At 30.7% G+C, this 16,978-nt stretch carries 16 protein-coding genes and 1 tRNA gene; 4 read left to right on the top strand and 13 right to left on the bottom strand.

Annotated elements, in window-relative coordinates:
• Window positions 1-401: 401 nt before the first annotated feature.
• The 3 genes from C8N26_RS12800 to C8N26_RS12790 are packed head-to-tail and all read left to right on the top strand — an operon-like array spanning window position 402 to window position 2,537.
• The gene (locus tag C8N26_RS12800; RefSeq protein WP_028892813.1) at window positions 402-1,703 is read left to right on the top strand and encodes a Glu/Leu/Phe/Val family dehydrogenase; all 1,302 of its coding nucleotides are present in this window, start codon (window positions 402-404) and stop codon (window positions 1,701-1,703) included.
• Window positions 1,704-1,715: 12 nt separating this feature from the next.
• Window positions 1,716-2,135: a GreA/GreB family elongation factor gene (locus C8N26_RS12795; protein ID WP_028892814.1), complete on the top strand. Its 420-nt coding sequence runs from the start codon at window positions 1,716-1,718 to the stop codon at window positions 2,133-2,135.
• 15 nt (window positions 2,136-2,150) lie between these two features.
• On the top strand, window positions 2,151-2,537 hold the full coding sequence (locus C8N26_RS12790; RefSeq protein ID WP_028892815.1) for a hypothetical protein: 387 nt from the start codon (window positions 2,151-2,153) through the stop codon (window positions 2,535-2,537).
• A 139-nt stretch (window positions 2,538-2,676) separates the two neighbouring features.
• Here C8N26_RS12790 and C8N26_RS12785 read toward each other — a convergent pair whose 3' ends face one another.
• The 4 genes from C8N26_RS12785 to C8N26_RS12770 all read right to left on the bottom strand — a co-directional run bounded on the left by C8N26_RS12785 (window position 2,677) and on the right by C8N26_RS12770 (window position 6,330).
• A complete protein-coding gene (locus tag C8N26_RS12785; RefSeq protein ID WP_120187602.1) occupies window positions 2,677-4,344 on the bottom strand; it encodes a helix-turn-helix domain-containing protein in 1,668 nt (555 codons plus the stop codon).
• A gap of 203 nt (window positions 4,345-4,547) precedes the next feature.
• On the bottom strand, window positions 4,548-5,180 hold the full coding sequence (locus C8N26_RS12780) for a class I SAM-dependent methyltransferase (RefSeq protein WP_120187601.1): 633 nt from the start codon (window positions 5,178-5,180) through the stop codon (window positions 4,548-4,550).
• 84 nt (window positions 5,181-5,264) lie between these two features.
• Entirely contained in the window at window positions 5,265-6,128 is an 864-nt protein-coding gene (locus C8N26_RS12775) for an AraC family transcriptional regulator (RefSeq protein ID WP_120187600.1), read from the bottom strand.
• 127 nt (window positions 6,129-6,255) lie between these two features.
• Window positions 6,256-6,330 (bottom strand) — tRNA-Pro (locus C8N26_RS12770).
• Between the two features lie 164 nt (window positions 6,331-6,494).
• Between C8N26_RS12770 and trxB the strand changes: the two genes are divergently transcribed.
• Window positions 6,495-7,433, top strand: a complete 939-nt coding sequence (trxB, locus tag C8N26_RS12765) for a thioredoxin-disulfide reductase (RefSeq protein WP_120187599.1) — start codon at window positions 6,495-6,497, stop codon at window positions 7,431-7,433.
• 71 nt (window positions 7,434-7,504) lie between these two features.
• Here trxB and C8N26_RS12760 read toward each other — a convergent pair whose 3' ends face one another.
• The 9 genes from C8N26_RS12760 to C8N26_RS12715 all read right to left on the bottom strand — a co-directional run bounded on the left by C8N26_RS12760 (window position 7,505) and on the right by C8N26_RS12715 (window position 16,740).
• The gene (locus C8N26_RS12760) at window positions 7,505-9,067 is read right to left on the bottom strand and encodes a hypothetical protein (protein ID WP_120187598.1); all 1,563 of its coding nucleotides are present in this window, start codon (window positions 9,065-9,067) and stop codon (window positions 7,505-7,507) included.
• Window positions 9,068-9,145: 78 nt separating this feature from the next.
• Window positions 9,146-9,733: an aspartyl/asparaginyl beta-hydroxylase domain-containing protein gene (locus C8N26_RS12755; RefSeq protein ID WP_028892818.1), complete on the bottom strand. Its 588-nt coding sequence runs from the start codon at window positions 9,731-9,733 to the stop codon at window positions 9,146-9,148.
• A gap of 240 nt (window positions 9,734-9,973) precedes the next feature.
• The gene (locus tag C8N26_RS12750; RefSeq protein ID WP_120187597.1) at window positions 9,974-10,384 is read right to left on the bottom strand and encodes a nuclear transport factor 2 family protein; all 411 of its coding nucleotides are present in this window, start codon (window positions 10,382-10,384) and stop codon (window positions 9,974-9,976) included.
• Window positions 10,385-10,391: 7 nt separating this feature from the next.
• Complete coding sequence (locus C8N26_RS12745) at window positions 10,392-10,916, bottom strand: TetR/AcrR family transcriptional regulator (RefSeq protein ID WP_120187596.1); 525 nt, start codon at window positions 10,914-10,916, stop codon at window positions 10,392-10,394.
• A 793-nt stretch (window positions 10,917-11,709) separates the two neighbouring features.
• Complete coding sequence (locus tag C8N26_RS12735) at window positions 11,710-11,931, bottom strand: heavy-metal-associated domain-containing protein (RefSeq protein ID WP_099214139.1); 222 nt, start codon at window positions 11,929-11,931, stop codon at window positions 11,710-11,712.
• Window positions 11,932-12,087: 156 nt separating this feature from the next.
• Window positions 12,088-14,502, bottom strand: coding sequence for a heavy metal translocating P-type ATPase (locus C8N26_RS12730; protein WP_120187594.1), 2,415 nt, complete (start codon window positions 14,500-14,502; stop codon window positions 12,088-12,090).
• An 86-nt stretch (window positions 14,503-14,588) separates the two neighbouring features.
• Entirely contained in the window at window positions 14,589-15,149 is a 561-nt protein-coding gene (locus C8N26_RS12725) for a helix-turn-helix domain-containing protein (RefSeq protein ID WP_120187593.1), read from the bottom strand.
• Between the two features lie 118 nt (window positions 15,150-15,267).
• A complete protein-coding gene (locus C8N26_RS12720; RefSeq protein WP_120187592.1) occupies window positions 15,268-15,924 on the bottom strand; it encodes a peptidase associated/transthyretin-like domain-containing protein in 657 nt (218 codons plus the stop codon).
• 129 nt (window positions 15,925-16,053) lie between these two features.
• Window positions 16,054-16,740 carry a hypothetical protein gene (locus tag C8N26_RS12715; RefSeq protein WP_120187591.1) on the bottom strand — a complete coding sequence of 229 codons (687 nt, stop codon included), beginning with the start codon at window positions 16,738-16,740 and terminating at the stop codon, window positions 16,054-16,056.
• Window positions 16,741-16,978 lie beyond the last annotated feature (238 nt).

Here is a 16,978-nt window from a genome sequence, read left to right as displayed (position 1 = left end):
TTAAAGGGATTTTTGCTTTTTTGTGTTTTTTGGCACATTTAACGGCATATCATTTGCCTTTAATGGAACAGAAATTAAACGAAACAATTTTATGAATGCAAATCCTTTCAATATTTGTCCCTCGTGTGCATATTTAAACACATGTGTATTGACCAAATCAAAAGAAAAAGTTTGGTCATGTAGTGAATATAATGAGGTAGAATGCAAAGAAGATATTCAGAAAGAGGTAATGACTGAAAAAGAGGTAGAATTAGTGTAAAAAACAAAAAAAATAAGTTAAAGACTCAATAACAGTTTTTTTACTTTAGCAGCCTTAAAAAACAGACTTACTAAATTATGAATGTATGAAGAATACAAAAAGTGAAATTTCAGATAGAGAATCGAACTCAAATACAAAAGAGATGACATTAACAAAAGAGTTAAAAGTACCAGCGAAGCCTAAAAATGCTAGAGGTATGGTTGATAATGTACTAGAGCAATTCAATAGTGCATCAGACCAAATAGGGTTACACCCAAATATTCGTAAAATATTAAGTATTACTAATAACGAAGTCATTGTTAACTTTCCTGTAAAAATGGATAACGGAGACGTTGAAATTTTTCAAGGATACCGTGTACAACACAACAATGCACTAGGACCTTATAAAGGAGGTTTACGTTACCACCCAACGGTAGATATCGATGCAGCTAGAGCTTTAGCTATGTGGATGACTTGGAAAACTTCATTAGCAGGTTTACCATACGGAGGAGGTAAAGGAGGTATACAATTAGATCCTTCTAAATACTCTAAAGATGAATTAGAGCGTATCACTAGACGTTTCACATTTGCTTTAGGAGACAACATTGGGCCAGAGCACGATATTCCTGCGCCAGATGTTAATACAAACGCGCAAACAATGGCGTGGATGGCTGATACGTATATGAGTACTAAAGCTCCTGCTGCGCGTTCAATGAACCAACACGTAGTTACAGGAAAGCCAATAGGTAGTGGAGGTCTTGAAGGAAGAGATAGAGCTACTGGTTACGGTGTTTTCTTAACTATCAAATTTTGGATAGAAGAAAATAATGAAACTTTAGAAGGTAAAACTTTTATTGTTCAAGGATTTGGAAACGTAGGATACTGGGCAGCTTATTTCTTAGAAAAAGAAGGAGCTAAAATGATAGGAGTTCAAGATGCTTATGGAAGTATTAAGAATGGTAACGGAATTAAAGTAGAAGATCTTTTCAACTATACAAAAGCTAACAACGGGAGCTTAGTTGGTTACCCAGAGTCTGAGGCTATGGAAAAGGAAGATTTCTTTGCACTTGATTGTGATATTTGTATTCCAGCAGCTTTAGGAAATCAAATTACTGAGGGAAATGCTCACTTAATAAAAGCTAACTTAATAGCTGAGGGAGCAAACGGTCCAATAAATGTTGAAGGAGAGAAAATCCTTTTAGAAAAAGGGGTGACAATTATTCCAGATATTTTATGTAATTCAGGAGGAGTTATTACAAGTTACTTTGAGTGGCTTCAAAACCGTAACGGTGAATTATGGAACATGGAAGAAGTAATTGAAAGATTAGATAAGAAGTTAAAAGAGTCATATACAAAAGTTTCTGATTACGCTAAGTTAGAAGGAATTGATATGCGTAAAGCAGCATATTGTATAGCTATTCAACGAATAGAAAAGGCTTATGTTCAACGTGGAATTTTCCCATAAAGAGTATTACAAATGAAGCACGGAAGTTTAATTTTAGAGAAAAAAGAGTACGTATATATTAAGAGTTTACTAAATGTTTCAGAGCATTCTGAAGGTCATCAAGTTCAAAAATCATTAATAAAGTTTGCTGAAGAATTAAAAACAGCAATCATTTTAGATGAAGAAGAAATGTTAGATGATGTAGTACGCTTAAACAGTACGGTTACTGTAGCTTCTGGTGATGTTTGGGAAAAAACTATAAAGATTGTAAAACCAACAGAGAAAGACCTAAAAAATAATAAGGTTTCTATATTAACTCCAATCGGAATAGCCCTATTTGGATATGCATTAAACGATGTTGTTCATTGGGAGTTTCCAGGAGGAAATAAGGAAGTTAAAATCTTAAAGGTTACTCAAGAAGTAGGAAGTGAAAATATCAATTCCATAATTTAAAATACTATAAAAGTTATGACACTTAATAATCACGATAGCGATATAGATGTAGTACACAAGTACAATCATGTAGAACTAAAAGGATGGGTAGATCAACTACAGTATATAGATAGAGAGATTGATAACCTTTTAAGTTTATATGCAAACTCTTTAGGAGAAAAAAGTATACCAGCAGGAATACAAGAACTTTTCTCTGAAAGAAAAAAATTAAACAAAGAGCTTTACGAAAAAGTGCTACCATATTCAATCACGTATACTAATGTTGCAGAATGTGATGACATTCAATGTGATATGGCATATTTAGGAGAGTATGATAGATTACGAGAAAATTATAAAGATAATTTAGAGGCTTACCAACAACTAAAAGATAAGTTGTTTGAAGAGGCTCTAAGAAAAGAATAACATACTTGTGAAAGCAAGTTTGTTAGATTAGTAGATTTAGTTGATAAACCTTGGGATGAGAATCCCAAGGTTTCTGTTTTTACCACAGAAATTTTAATTAACAAAAAATATAAGTATAATAATTTGATAACTTACAAGTCTAAGGCTTTAATAGCTGTTTCCTAAATTCTGAAGGGGTAAGTTTAGTATGGTTTTTGAAAACGCGATTAAAAGAAGTTTTACTTTTAAAACCAGCTTCATAAGCAATAGCTAATATTTTATAATCTTTGTAGTCATGATTTTTCATTATTTTTTGAGCTTCATTTACTCTGTAAAGATTAATGAATTGGTAAAAGTTTTGATCAAAACAAATGTTTAAAACTTCAGAGAGGTGGTGTTTGCTCATTGAAAGCTGAGAGGCTAATTCAGATTGATTAATATCAAAATCTAGGAAAGGTTTATTTTTTTCCATATAATCAAGAATAAGCTTCATGTAGTAGTTTTTATCTTTTTCTGTTAAAGAAGAGTTTTTATATTGTATAGTTTTAGAGTTTTGTTGTTTTTTAACAGCAAATTCAGTCATTTTTGTTTTTAAAGCTTTATTTTCATCCTTAAGTAATATGTTTGTTTTTTTAAAGTATTCACGATCAGCTTCAATAGTCTTTTTTCTTCGTATGTAGAAAAACAATAAAGTACTTAAAAAAATAATAGAAACTCCACTGCCTATAAGTATTTTACTTTTTTTATTATCTATATGAGTAAGAGAATCTAATTTAGACTCAATGTCCTTTTTTTCTGTATCGGAATCATGTTTTAAATCAAGAAGGGCTGCATTTGACTGTTCTTTTAATAAAATCTTCATTATTTCAGCATAACTTTTCTGTTCTTTATGAGAGTTTTTAAAATTCCCTAATAACTCATAAGCCTTAGCTAAGTGTAGGTGAGCTTCTTTTTCTAGTTCAAGATCTTTTCTATTAGTAGCGATTACTACAACTTCATTTAATAGAGGTATGGCTTTTTTAGCTTCTTGTTTTTTAACGTAAGACATTCCCAAGTTAAGGAGAGCAACAGGTCTTTTAGCTAATCCATTTTTTTCAGAGTAAGTCAAGGATTCTTCTGCTGTTTTAATTACCTCATCCCACTTTTCTTGTTGAATATAAGAATATCCAATATTATCAAGAGCGGTATTAACAGCTTGAACATTGTTTATACTTTCAGCTAAGGTTTTCATTTTATGTAAATAGGTTAATGCTTTCTCGTAATTTTCTTTTTTAGTATAGCTATTACCTAGTCCGTTGTATGCCGCTAGTTTAATAATATCTGATACATTATTTTTTTCAACTAAAGCAAGTACTTTTTCCATGTAAGTAATTACTTTATCAGGCTTGTCTATTTGACTGTAAACATTAGCAAGATTAACTAGTATATTTATTTCAGTAACTTCGTTGTTGAAGTTAGATTTATTAAAATCAAGAGCTTTGAGGAACTCTATAAGAGCTTTTTCATAGGAATCAGTAACATTATAGTAGATACCATGATTTATAATAGATTTTATTTCTAAACCTTTTAACTCTTCAGAATTTTGAGTAATTAATAAAATAGAGTCGTTATATTTTTTAAAATCTTCAATATTAGCTTCATTATAGGCTTTTCGAGAGAGGTTTAGGTAATAGTTACACTTTTTTTTAGCTAAATCAATATTAGCTATGGTGTTGTTAGGTGAAGGTTGATTCTCTTGAGCTTGGATAATAAAAGAAGAAAGTGATAATACACAGAAAATAAAGTAATATACAGTTTTTAGTTTTGAGATAAGGGAATTAATTATCATACTAATTAAGTATTATTATTAGAACTATTTCTAGTGAGTAATTGTAAAAAAAAATAAACACAAATGTAAGGTGTTTGTGTTTATTTTTCTAAAAATTATAGTAAACTAAATGGTTTCTTTTTCTTTCTAAAATCAACTTTGTATAATAAGCTTAACATTAATGAAAATACAAAAACTACAGCTAGCAACTTTTTCACCATTGTCTAGAGTTTTTTACCTATAAAGCGAATCACACTTCCTTTGCCGTTATGGGAGTTTCCTTCATTTAAAAAGACTTCTTTTTCTTCTAAAGTTTGAATTTCAAATCCAGTAAAATCTTGTTGTATTTGTTCTATGGAAAAAAGCATATTTATATCCTTTGGTCCACCTATTTTTGGATTGTCAGTCTGATACTTTAAATGATTTTTACTGAACGCTTCGAATATGATGTATCCTCCAGATTTAAGAAGTGTAACTAATTTTTGATGAATTGCAGAAATTTTCCAAGCTGTAAAATGTGCGTAGATTAAACCAATAACATCAAAAGATTCTTTAGGAAATTCAAGGTCTTGTATATCACCTACAACATATTTTAAATTTGTATCAAACTCGTTGGCTAACTTTAGAGCTTTACTTTTTCCTTCAGTACTTAAATCTGTGGCAGTAACATCCCAACCTAATTTTGAAGCATACACACCATTTCTACCTTCTCCGTCGGCAGGTAATAAAATTGATCCTGTTTTTAATTTTTGAAGCTCTTTTTTAAAAAATAAGTTTGGTTCTTTACCATAGGCAAAGTTAAGGTCTTGATATCTTTCATTCCAAAAATCTATATACTTTAAATCGCTTTTTTTCATCGTGTTTTTAATTTAATTTATACGATGTAAAAGTATATTGAGTTCAAGCCTCAATGATAGGATAAATGCAAAATAGTGTTGTACTTATTTTAGCTTTTTTCTAAAAGCTTCAGGAGAGTAACCAGTATGTTTCTTAAAAAAACGTATAAAATAAGAAACATCTTCATAGCCTAAATGATATGCTATTTGATTTATTTGATTGGAAGATGCTAAAAGGTATCTTTTAGATTCTAATATAATTTGTTCGTTAATAAGCTGGGATGCAGTTTTACCTAAAGTTTGTTTGGTTATTGTATTTAATTGATAGTTAGATAAGTTTAGCATGTCTGCATATTGAGACACTTGCTTAATTTTTATAATATTAGTTTCTAATGAATGCAAAAACTCTTCAAGACGCTCTTGAATATATAAGTCTTTGGTATTGAGTGTTTTGTTGTTGGTGTTTTTTAACCTTATCAATTCTATAAAAAGAATATGAAGATTAGATTTTATAACTTCTTTATATGCTAGAGCTTTGTTTTTATATTCGGTGAAAATAGATGTTAGTAATAGATTTAATTTTAAAAAATCATCTTTTTTTAATTGATAATAATTAATAGCACTTGCTTTTTGCAACAAAGAATTTAACTCTTTTTGAATTGAATAGTAAAATTCAGTATTAAACTGAATCATGTAGCCTTCACAATTACTGTCTAAATCTAATTTGTGAACTTGACCAGGTCGGATTATAAAAATAGTATAATCGGTAACATCATAATTAACAAAATCTATTTCGTGATTTCCTGTACCTTTTTTCAAAGCCAAAAAGAAGAAAAAATCGTGTCTATGAAGTTTATGAACCATATTTTTCCCGTTAAGAAGTTCTAGAAGGCTTTTAATCATAAAATCACCAGATAGGTTTGGCTCTTTTTGAGAAGCTTTTAAATGTCTTACAGGTATGGCTTTCATGGTATAATGATGGAACTAAAACTGCGTGAAATTAATTAGAAAATAGGAAGAAGAAAAATAAGCTTAGTAAAAAGAATAATTAGTCAAATAAAAAATCCTGTAAATCATAAGACTTACAGGATTTTCGTCGGGGTGGCAGGATTCGAACCTGCGACCTCCTGCTCCCAAAGCAGGCGCGATGACCGGGCTACGCTACACCCCGAATAATTGGGACTGCAAATGTAGAAAAAAAAAGCAAACAACAAATAAAAAAATGAAATATTTATTAAATAATTTGATTTTATAAGACGATAGTTAAAATATATTTAAAAGCAGATAACTAGAAATAAAAAAAAATTACATTTGTAACTTCAAAAATTCAAGATAATGGCAGAAAAAATTAAATGTTTAATTATTGGATCTGGTCCTGCAGGATATACTGCAGCAATTTATGCAGCAAGAGCAGATATGAAACCAGTTATGTATACAGGAATGCAAATGGGAGGTCAGTTAACAACTACAACTGAAGTTGATAACTTTCCAGGATACCCTAAAGGAACTGATGGTACAGCAATGATGGAAGATTTAAAAAGTCAAGCAGAGCGTTTTGGAACTGATGTTCGTTTTGGAATGGTGACTAAAGTAGAGTTCTCTGATAAAGAAGGAGGCGTTCATAAGGTAACCGTAGATGAATCAACAGAGATCGAAGCGCAAACAGTAATTATCTCTACAGGGGCTACTGCTAAATATTTAGGATTAGAAAGTGAACAACGTTTAATAGGTGGTGGGGTTTCGGCTTGTGCTACTTGTGACGGTTTCTTTTATAAAGGACAAGAAGTTGTTGTAGTTGGAGCAGGAGATACTGCTGCTGAAGAGGCAACGTATTTAGCGAATATTTGTAGTAAAGTAACTATGTTAGTACGTAAAGATCATATGCGTGCTTCAAAGGCAATGCAGCACCGTGTAAATAAAACAGAAAACATTACAGTAATGTATAATACTGAAATAGATGAAGTTTTAGGAGAAAATGTTGTTGAAGGTGTTCGTGCTGTAAACAATGAAACAGGAGAGAAAACTGAGATTCCTGTAACAGGAGTGTTTGTTGCCATCGGACACAAACCTAACACAGAATTATTTAAAGGAGTGTTAGATATGGATGAAACAGGATATTTAATTACTAAAGGAAAGTCTACAAAAACGAATTTACCAGGAGTTTTTGCTGCTGGTGACGTCCAAGATAAAGAGTACCGTCAAGCTGTAACAGCAGCAGGTACAGGTTGTATGGCTGCGTTAGATGCAGAACGTTATTTAGGTGCGTTAGCATAAAAACTAGTAAAAAAGAAAAAAAAAGAGCTCTTAATTTAAGAGCTCTTTTTTTTATGGAAAAATACCATTTTTTATTCTTCTTGTTTAACAGATAATTTTATGGTTTTAGAAACTTTAAATTCTCCTTTGGGCGCTATTTTGTCTATATATTTTATCTCTTTGTCAAAGTATAAATGGAATCCTCTATTATCAACACTATTATCTAATAAATTATAGTAAAGAAGTAGCATTTCTCGCTCTTTAGTGTCTTTTAAAAATGGAAGCGAAGAGGAATAGCCCTTAACTATAATTTTCTTAATAGGAACTATATTTTTATGTTCATCATAAAACATGTGAAAATCACCAAAATTTCGAGTTTGAATGTCTTTGTCGTTCCATTGTACGATATCGTACTTTTTACTGTTTTTACGGGTTAAAGAAATTATTTGTGTATCACCATAAGGAGCTAGTAATTCTATGTCAACTTCTAAAAAAGAAATGGGGAGTTTGCAAAGTTCGTAACCAATAGGAAGCTCTTTTATAGAAGAGTCTTCATAATTAGTAAGATTAAAATCTAAATGAACATTTTGTTCAAGAATCAATTCTTTTGAAGAATTATAGGCTCTTATATTTTTTATTTTAATAAATACAGGCGCAGAATTAGTATACGTATTCAAGTTAAGTTGAATACAGTTTTTAGTATAGTTTAAGCTAAGAGGTTGCAAGTTTTGCAAGGTAGTTTTTGCTGTTTTCTTTGAATCAAAAAGGATTTTACTGTAAAAGGTTATTAAAGAATCTCGGTTAGTTTTTTTTAACAATTCAGGGACCTTAGTAATTTCGTAATCTCCACTAGAAAGATGTGATTTTCTTAATTGAACGACGTCAACTTCAGGTTCTCCTTTTAACCTAAGAATTAGAGAATGATTCTTTAAAAACAGTCTCATTTGTAAAGGCATACCATCTTTAGTGTTAATTACAAAGATACCCACCATTTCATTAGAATCTTTATTTTCATTTTCAGCCAATGTATAAGGTTCAGAATAGAGTTTAAAAATGGCCTTATTATCAACTACAGCTAATAATTTTGCTTGAACCGATTGATTTTTATCAAAATGATATTGATTAATAGTTTTTATCGTAAAAGACTCGCCTACAGTGAAAGTTTTACCAGAAAAGTAATTGAAAGTATTAAGACTAGAGTTATTAAGAAATTCTTTAAAAAACTTTTTTTCTCTTCTTTTTAAAAAAGGAGTTTCTTCAAAGAAAGTATCATTATTATTTTGAATAATGTTTCCATTATTATCAAGTTTAAAGGAAAGTTTTTTTTCAGTTAAAAACTTTTTTAGGGAATAAGTTTTGTAGTCTCTAACGGAGTCAGCAGGTTGATTTAGAAAGAAAAGAAGATCATCACCCTCAATTAATTGAACATCGGTAAATTCTTGTAGTACTTTATAGCTTTCTTTCTCTTTAGAAAATAAAATGGTATTTTTTATTTTAGTAGTAATTTTTTGGGAAGACACCTTACTGTGGGTGTGTGTACTATATTCGTATTTTTTATTCAGTTTAGGAGAAAAATCAATCTGTACTTTTCGTTGAGCTACGCCAATAACTGTATACAATAGTATAATTTTTAAAGCAATTTTTTTAAACATCATTAAGTTAATTAAATAATCTTACAAAAATAATAAGATTAAGAAGTAATAATTAAGAACTAGAAGGAGAAAAACACACAATTATGATTCACTTTCTTTAATAACTTGTTTAATCCAGTCATTAGGAATTATATCAATAGTTAGGTTTATTCTTTCTTCATTGCCGTTGTTTATAACTTTATGAGGATCGGTAAGACGCATATACCAACATTCTCCAGGTTTCATTAATACAGGAGTATTATTCAAGTAGAAAGTTACATTTTCATTATTAAGAATAGGAATGGTAAGACGAATCACTGATTTTTCAATCTCCAAACCTAAAGTAGGGTCGGTATGTTCTTTAACGGTAGCATGTGGGGCTAACCTAAGCAGTCTGACAAGGTTTACAGTTGTATGTTCTTTAAAAAAGTTAACAATACTGGTTAAGTAAGGAGATTTATTTAAAGCTGAGGTGTCTAACCAATCCGTCCATGAACCATCTGCATAATCTTCAGCAGGAGGAGGAAAAGGTAATGATGTATCTACTAAATGAGCAGGTGACCGTAAAGGAATTACATCATAGTATTCAAAATTACCTGATTGTAAAATTTTAGTTTCTTCAAGCATTTTAACAACATCAAAATTAAAAGGTAATTTAATTCGATCGGTAGTAATGTTAGTTGTTTCCATAGAAATTAATTAATAAAAAGTTTTGGTTAGTGTTTGGTGACGCTATATATCTTACATATTCTTCGTAGAAGATGTAATTAGATAAAGGTAGTTTTTTTGCTTTAATTTATGAAAGTAGATTTTATAGGTCACAATGAGTTTTATTGTAAGTTTAATTCTCTAACCTTGTATTCTAATAAATACAACAGCGACTATGAAAGAGTATCAAAGTCGCTGTTATAATTAAGCTAAATAAGTGTTTTAAAGATAGGTGTCGTGCTCTTCTATTTCAAGATCATTAATACTCGCATATCTTTTTTTCATTAATCCGTTTTCGTCAAACTCCCAATTTTCATTGCCATAAGCTCTAAACCATTTTCCTTCTTTGTTTTGATATTCATATTCAAAGCGTACAGCAATTCTGTTTTCACTATGTGACCAATAGTCTTTTTTTAGTTTATAATTAAGTTCATTATGCCATTTTTTAGCCAAGAAACCAATAATTTCTTCTCTACCATTTACAAAGGTGTCTCTATTTCTCCATTCACTATCAATAGTGTAAGCTAATGCTATCTTTTCAGGGTTTTGAGAATTCCAAGCATCTTCAGCCATTTGAATTTTTTGTTTCGCTGTTTCAAGTGTAAATGGTGGAAGCGGGTGTTTTTGTTCCATAAATATGTTATAATATTTCGTTTATAATTGTTTTAGATTTTTCTATTATTTCGTTTGATTTAAACAGTTGACTTTCTATGATAGAGCTTTCAAAAAGTAAGTATACATGAGTAGCTAATAAATCATTATTGGTTAGTTGTAAAAAAAATGAGTTTAACTCTTTTTTGTGTAGTTGAATAACAGTTAAAATAGCTTCTTGTTCTTTAGAAATCTCTGATAAAATATTAAGAAAACTACAGCCTCTAAAATTCTCTTTTGTGTTCATGTGAATTACAAAATCGAAAGCGAGTAGTATTTTATCTTTTGAGTTTTTACCTTTTGAAGTGAATTTAAAAAGCTCCTTAAACCAATACTCGTGCCTGTTGTTTAAGAATTCAATACATAAAGCATCTTTAGATTTAAAATGCTGGTAAAAACTAGCTTTTGCAACCTTAGCTTCTTTAATAACTTGATTGATTCCTGTACTATTATAACCCTGTTGATGAAATAGGTATGAAACGGTTTCTAATATTCGTTCTTTAGGATTGCTCATATTTCTTATTTTTTGACAAAGTTATAGAACAAATAAAGAACAGACAAGTCTGTATGTATTTTTAACATTTTAAGATTTGAATGAAATAAAGTTTAATAGAGTGTCAACTCTAAAAAATTAGTTGTTATAAGTTTAACGGTAAATAAGATTCATCAGAAATGTCACAGAATCTTAAGTAAAACCTATATATCATAAGATTATGTGTTTTACTCAATTTTTTTTTTTAATAGAAGAAATAATTATTCCGATTAAAAAATATAAGAATGGTATGAATCCAACTAAACTCCATATAAATTGTTCTTTCCATTTTGTTTTATTCTGAGATTTTCGATCAGATAAAATTATTAGAGGATGAAAGAAAGACCATCCAACAGAGCTTAAAACCATAACAAAATTAAGGTAATTACCATATTGATAAGCCCATCTATAATTTGAAACCCGGAAAATTTGTATATAATTTCCTAATAAAATTCCTGTTAAACAAATTCCAATTATTAGAATTGAAGTAATTTTTGGATTATATATAAATTTTAATTGTTTCATGATTAATTAAAAACATTCAAAGATTCTCTAAAATATATGTAACTAGTTTATAAAGAAAAAAACTTACTAATATATTTCTTTTTATAGTAGAATAACGAAGTAGTTTTTGCAATTTTATTCTTTCAAATATAAAAGAAAAATACACTCCAAGGAAGAGTGTATTTATGTATAAAATTATAAGAAAGTTACGCTAACAGCTTGTGAAATAGTTATGATGTTCTTTAGCGCATCATAATATTATAAATGCTTTTTATACTAAAGGCTCTGCTTTAAAACCTTTACTTTTTACAATAGCAATTACTTCATCCGCAGTAATTCCTTTAGAACTTACAGTAAGAATTTTATCATCAAAATTAGTATCTACATTCCAATGGCAAATACCTTCAGCATTATCTAAATCAGCTTGTACTTTTGATACACATCCTCCACAGTTAAGGTTAGTTTTAAATTTTAGTTCTTTATTACTTTCCATTATATTAAAAATTTATTTGTTATTGAATACTACAAATTTCAGCACAACACCGTTATTTTTTGTTGTACAATTTAAAGATTGATTTATGAGATTTACAGATTTATTTACTAAGTAAGGTTTGAAATATTCCGACACTAACTAGTGCAGAAATACTTGTTACTTTTTCCACTTTAATCGTAAGCTATTGCTAACCACACTAACACTACTCATAGCCATAGCTGCACCAGCAATCATAGGATTTAATAAGAAACCATTAATTGGATATAAAATACCAGCTGCAATAGGAATACCAATAAGGTTATAAATAAATGCCCAAAATAGGTTTTGTTTAATGGTAGCCACCGTTTGTTTTGATAGTTTTATGGCTTGCGGAATTTTACTTAGATCGGATGATATAATGGTCATTTTAGCAACATCCATTGCAATATCACTACCTTTTCCCATGGCAATACTAACATCAGCAGTAGCCAACGCAGTACTATCGTTAATACCATCACCTACCATAGCAACAGTTTTTCCTTGTTGTTGTAATTCTTTTACAAAATCGGCTTTATGTTGTGGTAATACTTCAGCTTTATAATGTTGAATACCTGTTTCTTCAGCGATAGATTTTGCAGTAGCTTCGTTATCACCTGTAAGCATATATAACTCAATATCCATAGCCTGTAGCTCCTTAATAGCTTGTACTGAGGTCTCTTTTATTTTATCTGAAATAGCAAGTACAGAAAGTGCTTCCTTATTATTAGCAAACCAAATAACTGTTTTGGCTTGTTTGCTCCATTCATTAGCCTGTTTTAAAAGTTCTTCCGCTATGGTAACCTTATTTTCAGCCAATAACTTTTTATTACCCACAAAAAAGGTTTCCTCATTATAATCAGCCTTAGCACCTTTACCTGTAATACTGTCGAAATTTGTTAGTGGAGTAGTGGCAGTATCTCCTAAAAACTTTACAACAGCTTCTGCTAATGGGTGTTCAGATTTTTTCTCAATACTTAAAAGTATGTTTTTAGTAGTATCATCATTACGTAGCCAAGATATACCTGTAACTTCAGGTTTTCCTTCGGTAATAGTTCCTGTTTTGTCTAAAATAATAGCGTTTACTTTTTTAGCAGATTCAAGGCTTTCAGCATCTTTAATTAAAATACCGTTTTCAGCACCTTTACCCACACCCACCATAATAGCAGTAGGGGTAGCAAGTCCTAAAGCACAAGGGCATGCAATAACCAGTACCGTAATACCAGCTAATAATCCTTGAATAACTCCATTATCTCCACCTAAAACAAACCATATAATAAATGTAATAACAGCAATACTCATAACTACAGGTACGAAAATACTGGCGATTTTATCGACTAATTTTTGTACAGGAGCCTTACTACCTTGTGCATCTTGTACCATTTTAATAATCTGAGCAAGCATGGTTTCTTTTCCAACTTTAACAGCTTTAAATTGAAAACTTCCTTTCTGATTAATGGTTCCTGCAAATACTTTTTCATTTTCTTCTTTTAGTACAGGAACAGGTTCACCACTTAACATGCTTTCATCTACATACGAGCTTCCTGTAGTAACCATACCATCTACCGCAATTTTTTCTCCTGGTTTTACAAGAATAATATCACCTACGTTCACTTCTTCAATAGCAGTTTGCTTTTCCGTTCCGTCAGGTTGTATCACAACAACTGTTTTAGGTTGTAAACCCATCAATTTTTTAATGGCAGATGAGGTATTTCCTTTAGCTTTTTCTTCCAATAATTTTCCTAAAAGAATAAATGCAATAATAACTGAAGCAGCCTCAAAATATACATGTGCTTCTAATCCTCTAGATTCCCAAAACTTAGGAAATAACATGTTAAATACACTAAATATATAAGCTATACCCGTACTTAAGGCTACTAGGGTATCCATATTTGCAGAACGATGTTTGGCTTGTTTCCATGCATTGATAAAAAAGTCTTTACCAAACCATAGCAACACTGGGGTAGTGAAGGCCCACATTATAGGGTTTGCATAGGGCATATTCATAAAAAACATACCAATAATAACCACAGGTAACGAGAGTATTACCGACCAAATGGTTTTAGTTTTTAATTGGTTGAATTTCTTTTCGTGAATTGCTTCTAAGGTTTCTTGCTGTTTGGTTTCGTCTTCAATTAACAAATCATAACCCGCACCTTGTACAGCTTTTTGCAGTTTTGTAGCATTGGTCATATTAGGAAGGTATTCTACCGTTAAGTTTCCGCTAGCAAAATTTACTGAAGCATTTACTACGCCTGGTTCAAAGCTAACAATACTTTCAGCGCTTCCTGCACAAGAGGCGCAGGTCATACCTAATACTGGAAAAACTTTTTTAACAGTAGTAACACCGTACCCCAAATCTTTTATAGTAGTAACGGCATTAGCAAGAACTTCTTCGTTACTAACTGTAATAGCAGCTCTTCGGTTGTTTAGTTCTACTTTATGGGTTTCAATTCCTTCAACATGTGCTAAGCCTTTTTCAACGATTAAAGCACAGTGTTCACTTTCCACACCTTCTAAGGGTAGGTAAATGATATCTTTATTATTTGTTGCCATTTTTTCTTGTATGAATTTGTATACTACAAAGTTGGCTATAAGTTAAAGAAAATTTATTGTGGAATTTTGTAATTGATTTATAAGATTTACACCTCGTCTAACGGAGTGCGTTTGTCTTTACGGATTTTTTTGAAGTGACTCGGGGTTAATCCTGTTACTTTTTTAAACTGATTGCTTAAATATGCTACGCTTGAATAGTGCAAACGGAAAGCAATTTCACTCAACGATAATTCATCGTAAACAAGTAACTCTTTTACCTTTTCTATTTTTTGGGCAATAAAATACTTTTCAATAGTAGTGCCTTCTACTTCAGAAAAAAGGTTAGATAGGTAGTTGTAATCGTGATGTAGTTTGTTGCTTAATAATTCAGATAAATTGATTTTTGTTTCACTGTCTTGATGATGCACTAAGTTGATGATTAGGTTTTTAATCTTTTCAATAATGCGACTTTTTTTATCGTCAATAATCTCAAACCCTAAGCTAAGTAAGGTTTTGTTTAAATGTTCTCTTTCTTCGGAAGTAAGCTCTTTTTCAAGTGTAACTTCACCTAATTTAATATTCTTTACACCCACACCTAGTTTGTCTAATTCATTTTGAATTACCATAATACAGCGATTGCAAACCATGTTTTTGATAAAAAGAGTCATCGTATTTTTCTTGCTTCTATTTTTTGTAAAGATACAGTTCTAAGAGAATACAGTAGTTTTATTTTTTAGGTTTTATTGTTTTTGAAGTAAGGGAGAATAGGTAATCATTGATGATTTTTTACTCATAATCAGGAATATTCAATCCTAAAATTAAATCTCTGTTGGCAGTCCAAATACCATCTTCTTTTTTAAGTTGTATGATTCCAGAACCACCTCTGTTTTTTTCTGATTGCTTTTTTTCTTCAGTAAGAGCAGGGTCGCTTTCAAATTGATAGCTGTCAATATAATAAGGTACGGTATTGGGCTCTTTTACATAAATATGAATGTGCTCTGGTTCTTGTGTATTTGGGTAAGATGCTGGCCTGAATGTGTAAAAAGTAAATTTTCCATCGTTACCTGTTTTTAGCCAGTTTCTATATTGTCCGTGTCTTTTTTCCGAACCTACAGGTTTGTCACTGGGTTGGTAAATTCCATTTCTGTCTGTGTGATAAATGTAGAGTATAACATTTTTAGCCGGTGTTTTTCCGTCTTTTTTAAATGCAGTACCCGTTATTTTTAGTTTTGGTTCATTTTCATGAAAACCAGGCAGGGTGTCAACTGACTTAGGATTTATATTAAGCATTTTATAATCCAATAAAGCCTTACAGTCTTGGCAACCTCCACCCACATTTCTTTCTATGTTTGTTTGTGTTTGCCCTTTACAGGAAGTTACAATTAGCATTAAAAAAAGTGCTCCTAAATAGTGTTTTAGTGTTTGGTATTTAGAAAGATACATAACGTATTCGTATAAAATTAGTTGTGTTTTTAAAGCTCTAATTTAATGAATACGAACTGAATAAGAAAACTACTGTTTTTCAGAAGTAGGCGAGAACAAGCAATTATTTATAGCCGGTGTTAGGCAACGTTATTTTTCAGTAATAAACTCATTCGATTGAGCAATAACAAGTGGTTTCAAAGCTCCGTGATATTCCATTGTACATACAAATCCAATAGCGTCTTCAATATTTTCTCCGTCATAAAACATATCATCTTCTCCAGGAATCATAGCCTTAAGTTTATATTTAAAAACAGTGGGATGTCCAATATGGCTCCAATCCGTTTCGTAGTCAATAAATTCTCGAAAATATCCATTTACCTTTTGTAGTTTTTCGTTTTCTTCGTCTCCTTCTGCAATTATTCTAATTTGATATTCATCTGATATTTGTTGTCCATATTTAGCATAAAATAATCCTTTGAAATTTTTAACGTGTAATTTTTCAATGTCATTATAACTGAAACTAACTTCAAATGATTTTCCCTCATCAATACTGAAAACTCTTTCTTTCCAATTACTTTTTCTCATTATTGAACGCACAGCTTTAGCCGTCATTTCATTTTTCAAATCATCATTTTCATTTAAAACTCCAACAGCATCTCTTATTTCTTGGTCAATTTTCGAATAAAGTCCAATGTTGCAATCATAACAAGCAGGAACTGTCAATAAATTAACTTTGTATTCTGGCGGATATGTGCTAAATAAATTCTTGGCAGGAATATGTTCAACGTGGTTAGTTTCGTCTGTCAATTCAATTCCGCAGTTGTAACAGTTCATAATGTTTGGTTTTAATGTTGCCTAACGTTGTTGTATAAGATTAGTTGCGTGTTTTAAGCACTAAAGTTGGCAAATAAATCACAGATAGAAAGTCCGCGAGGACTTTCGTAAAATGGCTTTTACTAGCAATTAATTTTATACGGCTTAAGTTAGCAATTGTTTAAATTTAGTAATATAAATCAGAAAGAAAAAAGCGTAGAGTAAGGTTATGTTATACGTTGAAACCTAGATTTCGTCA

The organism is Tenacibaculum lutimaris, from assembly GCF_003610735.1.
GTDB classification, from domain to species: Bacteria; Bacteroidota; Bacteroidia; order Flavobacteriales; family Flavobacteriaceae; genus Polaribacter; species Polaribacter lutimaris.
This window is presented reverse-complemented; position numbering and strand designations above follow the sequence as displayed.